The organism is Mesorhizobium tianshanense, assembly GCF_007830515.1.
Taxonomy (GTDB): domain Bacteria; phylum Pseudomonadota; class Alphaproteobacteria; order Rhizobiales; family Rhizobiaceae; genus Mesorhizobium; species Mesorhizobium tianshanense.
The window spans coordinates 1-5,664 of record NZ_VLKT01000121.1 but is presented as its reverse complement, the minus strand read 5'-3'; the positions used below and the strand labels follow the sequence as shown (position 1 = coordinate 5,664).

Below are 5,664 nucleotides of genomic sequence, written 5' to 3'. Positions count from 1 at the left end.
AAGCACCATCCCGAGCTGCCGCCGCGGCTCAAACGCTACAACCGCCTGATCGCCAGACGGCGGGCTGCGGTGGAGACCACTTTCGCCACGCTCAAGCGCCGCATGAAGCTGACCACGATCCGCTATGTCGGGCTGGCCAAGGCAGCCGCCCAGGTGACGATGGCGGCCATCGCCTTCAACATGCGCCGATGGGCCGCCATCACAGGATAGGTGCGCCCGGATTCCGGCCACACAGGGCCGGACCGCCGCCTGAAACCCCAGACAGGACACCCCAAAACCCAAAAACAAACGAAAACCGGCGCCAAACCCGTTCCCGCCAGCGCTCTCCTGAAACTGCGCAACGGTCCCACGAGGGGGGAGATTGGCAGCTTGGCCTGGCGGAGCAAATCTCCGAAGTTCTGCGCAAACCTAAAACCTGAAGCGATTTGCCCTACCTTCACCCTAAGCTGAATTGACCCTGCCACCCTGACATGCCAAAGGCCCGGCCAAAGCCTTTCATCTTGGAGAAGCCCTGATGACCGATCGCGTCGAGATCGCCGGATTGCAGATTGCCCGCGAGCTTCATGATTTCATTGTGAACGAGGCGCTGCCGGGCACGGGCATTGCGGCCGATGCGTTCTGGACCGGCTTCTCGGCCATCGTCAGCGGTCTTGCGCCGAAGAACCGGGCGCTGCTGGAAAAGCGCGACGCCATGCAGGGCAAGCTCGACCGCTGGTACCGCGACAACGGCGCGCCAGTCGACATGCAGGCCTACAAGTCCTTCCTGAAGGAGATCGGCTATCTCGTGCCGGAAGGGCCGGCCTTCTCGGTCGCGACCGAAAATGTCGACCCGGAGATCTCGGTGGTGGCCGGGCCGCAGCTGGTGGTGCCGGTGATGAATGCGCGCTATGCGCTGAACGCCGCCAATGCGCGCTGGGGCTCGCTCTACGACGCGCTTTACGGCACCGACGCCATTCCCGAGACCGACGGCGCCGAGAAGAGCGGGAGATTCAATCCCGCGCGCGGCGCCAAAGTCATCGCCTGGGCGAAGGGTTTTCTCGACGAATCGGTACCGCTCACCTCGGGCAAATGGGCAGGGGTGAATGGGCTTTCGGTTGCCAACGGCATGTTGCGGCTGGGCGAGGGCGCCGGCGCAACCACGCTTGCCGATCCCAAACAATTTGCCGGCTATCGCGGCGACGCCGCCAATCCCGAAGCCGTCCTGCTCACCAGGAACGGCCTGCACATCGAAATATCAATCGATCGCAGCAACCAGATCGGCAAGACCGATCCCGCCGGCATCGCCGATGTCATCCTGGAATCGGCGCTGACCACCATCCAGGACTGCGAGGATTCGGTCGCGGCGGTGGACGCTGAGGACAAGGTCGTGGTCTACCGCAACTGGCTCGGCCTGATGAAGGGCGACCTGGCGGAAGAGATCACCAAATCAGGCAAGACTTTTACCCGCAAGCTCAATCCCGACCGCGCTTACACCGCGCCCGATGGCGGCAAGCTGACGCTGCCCGGCCGCTCGCTGATGCTGGTCAGGAATGTCGGTCACCTCATGACCAATCCGGCGATCCTTGACCGCGACGGCAACGAGGTGCCGGAAGGCATCATGGACGCGGCGCTGACGGCGGTGATCGCGCTGCACGATGTCGGGCCGAACGGACGCCGCGCGAATTCCCGCGCGGGCTCGATGTATGTCGTAAAACCCAAGATGCATGGGCCGGAAGAGGTCGCCTTCGCCGTCGAGATCTTCGACCGTGTCGAGGCGCTGCTGGGGATGCCAGCGAATACCATCAAGATGGGCATCATGGACGAGGAGCGGCGCACCACAGTCAACCTCAAGGAGGCGATCCGCGCGGCCAAGGACCGCGTCGTCTTCATCAACACCGGCTTTCTCGACCGCACCGGCGACGAGATCCATACCTCGATGGAAGCCGGCCCGATGATCCGCAAGGGCGACATGAAGCAGGCCGCCTGGATTGCCGCCTATGAGGCCTGGAACGTCGACACCGGGCTGGAATGCGGGCTGGCCGGTCACGCCCAGATCGGCAAGGGCATGTGGGCGATGCCAGACCTGATGGCGGCGATGCTCAACGAGAAGATTGCCCACCCCAAGGCCGGTGCCAACACCGCCTGGGTGCCGTCGCCGACGGCGGCGACGCTGCACGCCACCCACTATCACAAGGTCGATGTCCATGCCGTCCAAGTGGCGCTGAAGAGCCGGCCCAAGGCAAAGCTCGACGACATCCTGTCGGTGCCGGTCGCGGTGCGGCCGAACTGGTCTCAGGCGGACATCCAGAAGGAGCTCGACAACAACGCGCAAGGCATTCTGGGCTATGTCGTGCGCTGGATCGACCAGGGCGTCGGCTGCTCGAAAGTGCCTGACATCAATGACATCGGCCTGATGGAGGACCGCGCCACGCTGCGCATTTCCTCGCAGCACATCGCCAACTGGCTGCATCATGGCGTCTGCACCTCAGACCAGGTGATGGAGACGATGAAGCGCATGGCGGCGATCGTCGACCGCCAGAACACAGGCGATCCGTTCTACCGGCCGATGGCGCCCGACTTCGACAAGTCCATCGCCTTCCTCGCCGCCTGCGACCTCGTCTTCAAGGGCCGGGTCCAGCCCAACGGCTACACCGAGCCGGTGCTGCATGCGCGGCGCCTGGAGCTGAAGACGAAGGATAGGGCTGGATAGCAGCCCGCGCTGCAAAGGTGCGGTCTCAAGGGACGAGGCGCGAAATAGAAGATCGTCCGATGCTGCGTGTTTGAGATGCGCCGCTGACGCCTGACCTCGCTCCGGATGTTCGTGCGCCTCCGTGCTCAGGCCGTGGCCGAAGGCGCGTTGCAGCCCGTTCCAGAGCATTTGGGCGGGAAAAACATGCCGGATATTCAACGCCGAGAAATGCGCGGATTAATGTAGCACAATTTCAGCCTGAACACCCGATAGATATTAGGTATTGCTAAAACATCATTGTCCCGGTGCATGCGATCTGCTACGATTTAAACACCGACAAACGGCTCTGGGAGGCCGTGCGTCCAACATCATGCACAAGATCAACTCAAACCGGGAGAACGGCCATGAAACGGCTTCTGACGGTCGCTGCCCTTTTGGCGGCGGGCAGTTTGTTTGCGATGCAAGGCGTAGCCGCCGATGACGCTGCGATGATCAAGAGCGCTGAATCCGCCGCACCCCCCGCTGTAGGAAGCGGCGCTACGATCCACGCCATGGATGAGAAAGGCGCAATGCGCACATTGCGCGAGGGCACAAACGGCTTCTGGTGCATGCCGGACAATCCGGCCTCGCCTGGCCCGGATCCAATGTGTGGCGATGCGAACGCGATGGAATGGGCGGTGGCGTGGATCGGAAAAAAGGAACCGCCCAAGGGCAAGGTTGGCTTCCTGTATATGCTGTCCGGCGGCACCGACGGGAGCAACACCGATCCTTATGCGACAAAGCCCGAGGAAGGCAACAATTGGGTGGAGACCGGCCCGCACGTGATGATCGTCAACGCAACGGACATGATGCAGGGCTATCCGACGGACCCCAAGCCGGACACGTCGAGGCCATATGTGATGTGGGCGGGCACTCCCTACGCACATCTCATGATTCCGGTTAAGTAGTAGCGATCAGGCTGCGTAGCGTCAGAAATGTCGAGCTCCTTGCCGGCCCGGGCCGCTACCGGCCCACCGGCGCGAGGGAGCGGATCCTTGTCACGCCGCCTGCGCCATCCGTTCCGAGCTCATGCGGTAGGATATCGCCTCGGCCAGATGGATGCGGCCGACCGTCTCGCTGGCTTCGAGATCGGCCAGCGTGCGCGCCACCTTCAGCACCCGGTGGTAGGCTCGCGCGGAAAAGCCGAGTTTTTCGCTGGCATCCTTGAGCAGCGACAGGCCTGATGCATCCGGCATGGCGACCTCCTCGATGACCGAGGGCGAGCAATGCGCGTTGGTGGTGGTGGAGGTCGCGCCGAGCCGCTCGAAGCGTTCGCGCTGGATCGTCCGGGCGCGCGCCACGCGCAGCGCCACATCTGCACTCTTCTCCGCCCGGTCCGGCCGGATCAGATCGCTGGCCGAGACCGCCGGCACCTCGATCCTGAGATCGATTCGGTCGAGCAGCGGGCCTGATATCCGCGCCTGATAGTCGGTGCGGCAACGCTCGCCGCGCAGGCAGCGATAGCCAGGCTCGCCGGCCATGCCGCAGCGGCACGGGTTCATCGCCGCGACCAACTGGATGCGCGCCGGATAGGTGACGCGGTGGTTGGCGCGGGCGATCATGCAGTCGCCGGTCTCCAGCGGCTGGCGCAACGCGTCGAGCGCCTGCGGCGAGAATTCGGGGAATTCGTCGAGGAACAGCACGCCGTGATGGGCAAGCGACGCCTCGCCCGGTCGCACGCGCAGGCCGCCGCCGACCATCGCCGCCATCGAGGCCGAATGGTGCGGGGCGCGGAATGGCCGCCGGTCTGTGAGTTTTCCTTCGCCCAGTTCGCCGGCCACCGACGCGATCATCGAGACTTCGAGCAATTCCTTCGGCGCCAGCGGCGGCAGGATCGACGGCAGCGGCTGCGCCAGCATCGATTTGCCGGATCCCGGTGGTCCGATCATCAACAGGTTGTGGCCGCCGGCCGCCGCCACTTCCAGTGCCCGCTTGGCGGTCTCCTGGCCCTTGATGTCGGCGAGATCCGGCAGGTCGCGCGCCGAGGCATGAATGCCGGCCTCAGGCCGCGACAGGACCTGCGTGCCGCGAAAATGATTGGCGATGGCGATCAGGCTGCGCGGCGCCAGAATGTCGAAATCCTTGCCGGCCCAGGCCGCTTCCGGCCCGCAGGCGAAAGGGCAGATCAGGCCCTTGCCTTCGGCATTGGCGCCGATCGCCGCCGGCAGCGCACCGGCCACCGCGGCGATGGTGCCGTCGAGCGACAGTTCGCCGAGCACGACATAGCCGGCCAGCATGTCGCCCGGAATGGCGCCCAATGCAGCCATCAGGCCGAGCGCGATCGGCAGGTCGTAGTGGCTGCCCTCCTTGGGCAGGTCGGCCGGCGCCAGATTGACGGTGACCTTCTTCGACGGCATCGAGAGGCCCGACGCATGCAGCGCCGCCTGCACCCGCTCGCGGCTTTCGGCCACCGCCTTGTCGGCGAGGCCGACAATGTGCATGTTGACCTTGCCCGGCGCGATCATCACCTGCACGTCGACCGGCACAGCCTCGATGCCCTGGAAAGCGACCGTACGGACCCGCGCAACCATCTTCTACCCCCGGATACGGGCTCGCCCGAAGCCCATGCGATCATGCCGCGAACGGCGTCACCGCAGACAACCACAGATTTATCGCCAAGGCAAGAACATTACGGGAACGGCAGGGCAACGAGTCCAGGTTAACGCGCTTGGAGGGCGGCCAAGAGGTAGCCGGTATCCCAGGTTGCGAGTTTTCGCTTTCCCTTGATGGATTGTTTGCCGGGCATAGCGCGGATGAGATTGAGGGCGAGGTGGCGGACCATCGCCATGTTTGTGGCACCATGGCCGCGGCGCAGGCGCGATTGGTCCTCCTTGAACTGGACATCGAGAACCCAGTGGAGCCCGTTCTCGATGCCCCAATGGGCTCTGGCGGCCTCGGCAAAGGCTTTCGCGGAGAGGACACGGGAGGAGATGTAGCATCGCCGCTCGACCCTGACC

General features: G+C 64.4%; 5 protein-coding genes. 3 read left to right on the top strand and 2 right to left on the bottom strand.

The genetic code is table 11. The features are described from left to right. The 3 genes from IQ26_RS38460 to IQ26_RS38450 form a co-directional block, all read left to right on the top strand. Positions 1 to 210: transposase (locus IQ26_RS38460; RefSeq protein ID WP_145717930.1), on the top strand; the 210-nt coding region annotated here is incomplete at its 5' end. A gap of 304 nt (positions 211 to 514) precedes the next feature. Then, complete coding sequence (locus tag IQ26_RS38455) at positions 515 to 2,689, top strand: malate synthase G (RefSeq protein ID WP_145723527.1); 2,175 nt, start codon at positions 515 to 517, stop codon at positions 2,687 to 2,689. A gap of 383 nt (positions 2,690 to 3,072) precedes the next feature. Next, a complete protein-coding gene (locus tag IQ26_RS38450; protein WP_145723526.1) occupies positions 3,073 to 3,615 on the top strand; it encodes a hypothetical protein in 543 nt (180 codons plus the stop codon). Positions 3,616 to 3,705: 90 nt separating this feature from the next. Here IQ26_RS38450 and IQ26_RS38445 read toward each other — a convergent pair whose 3' ends face one another. Together IQ26_RS38445 and IQ26_RS38440 are read right to left on the bottom strand one after the other, a co-directional pair. Continuing rightward, positions 3,706 to 5,238, bottom strand: a complete 1,533-nt coding sequence (locus IQ26_RS38445; RefSeq protein WP_145723525.1) for a YifB family Mg chelatase-like AAA ATPase — start codon at positions 5,236 to 5,238, stop codon at positions 3,706 to 3,708. A gap of 128 nt (positions 5,239 to 5,366) precedes the next feature. Continuing rightward, positions 5,367 to 5,664: ISAs1 family transposase (locus tag IQ26_RS38440; protein ID WP_145723524.1), on the bottom strand; the 298-nt coding region annotated here is incomplete at its 5' end.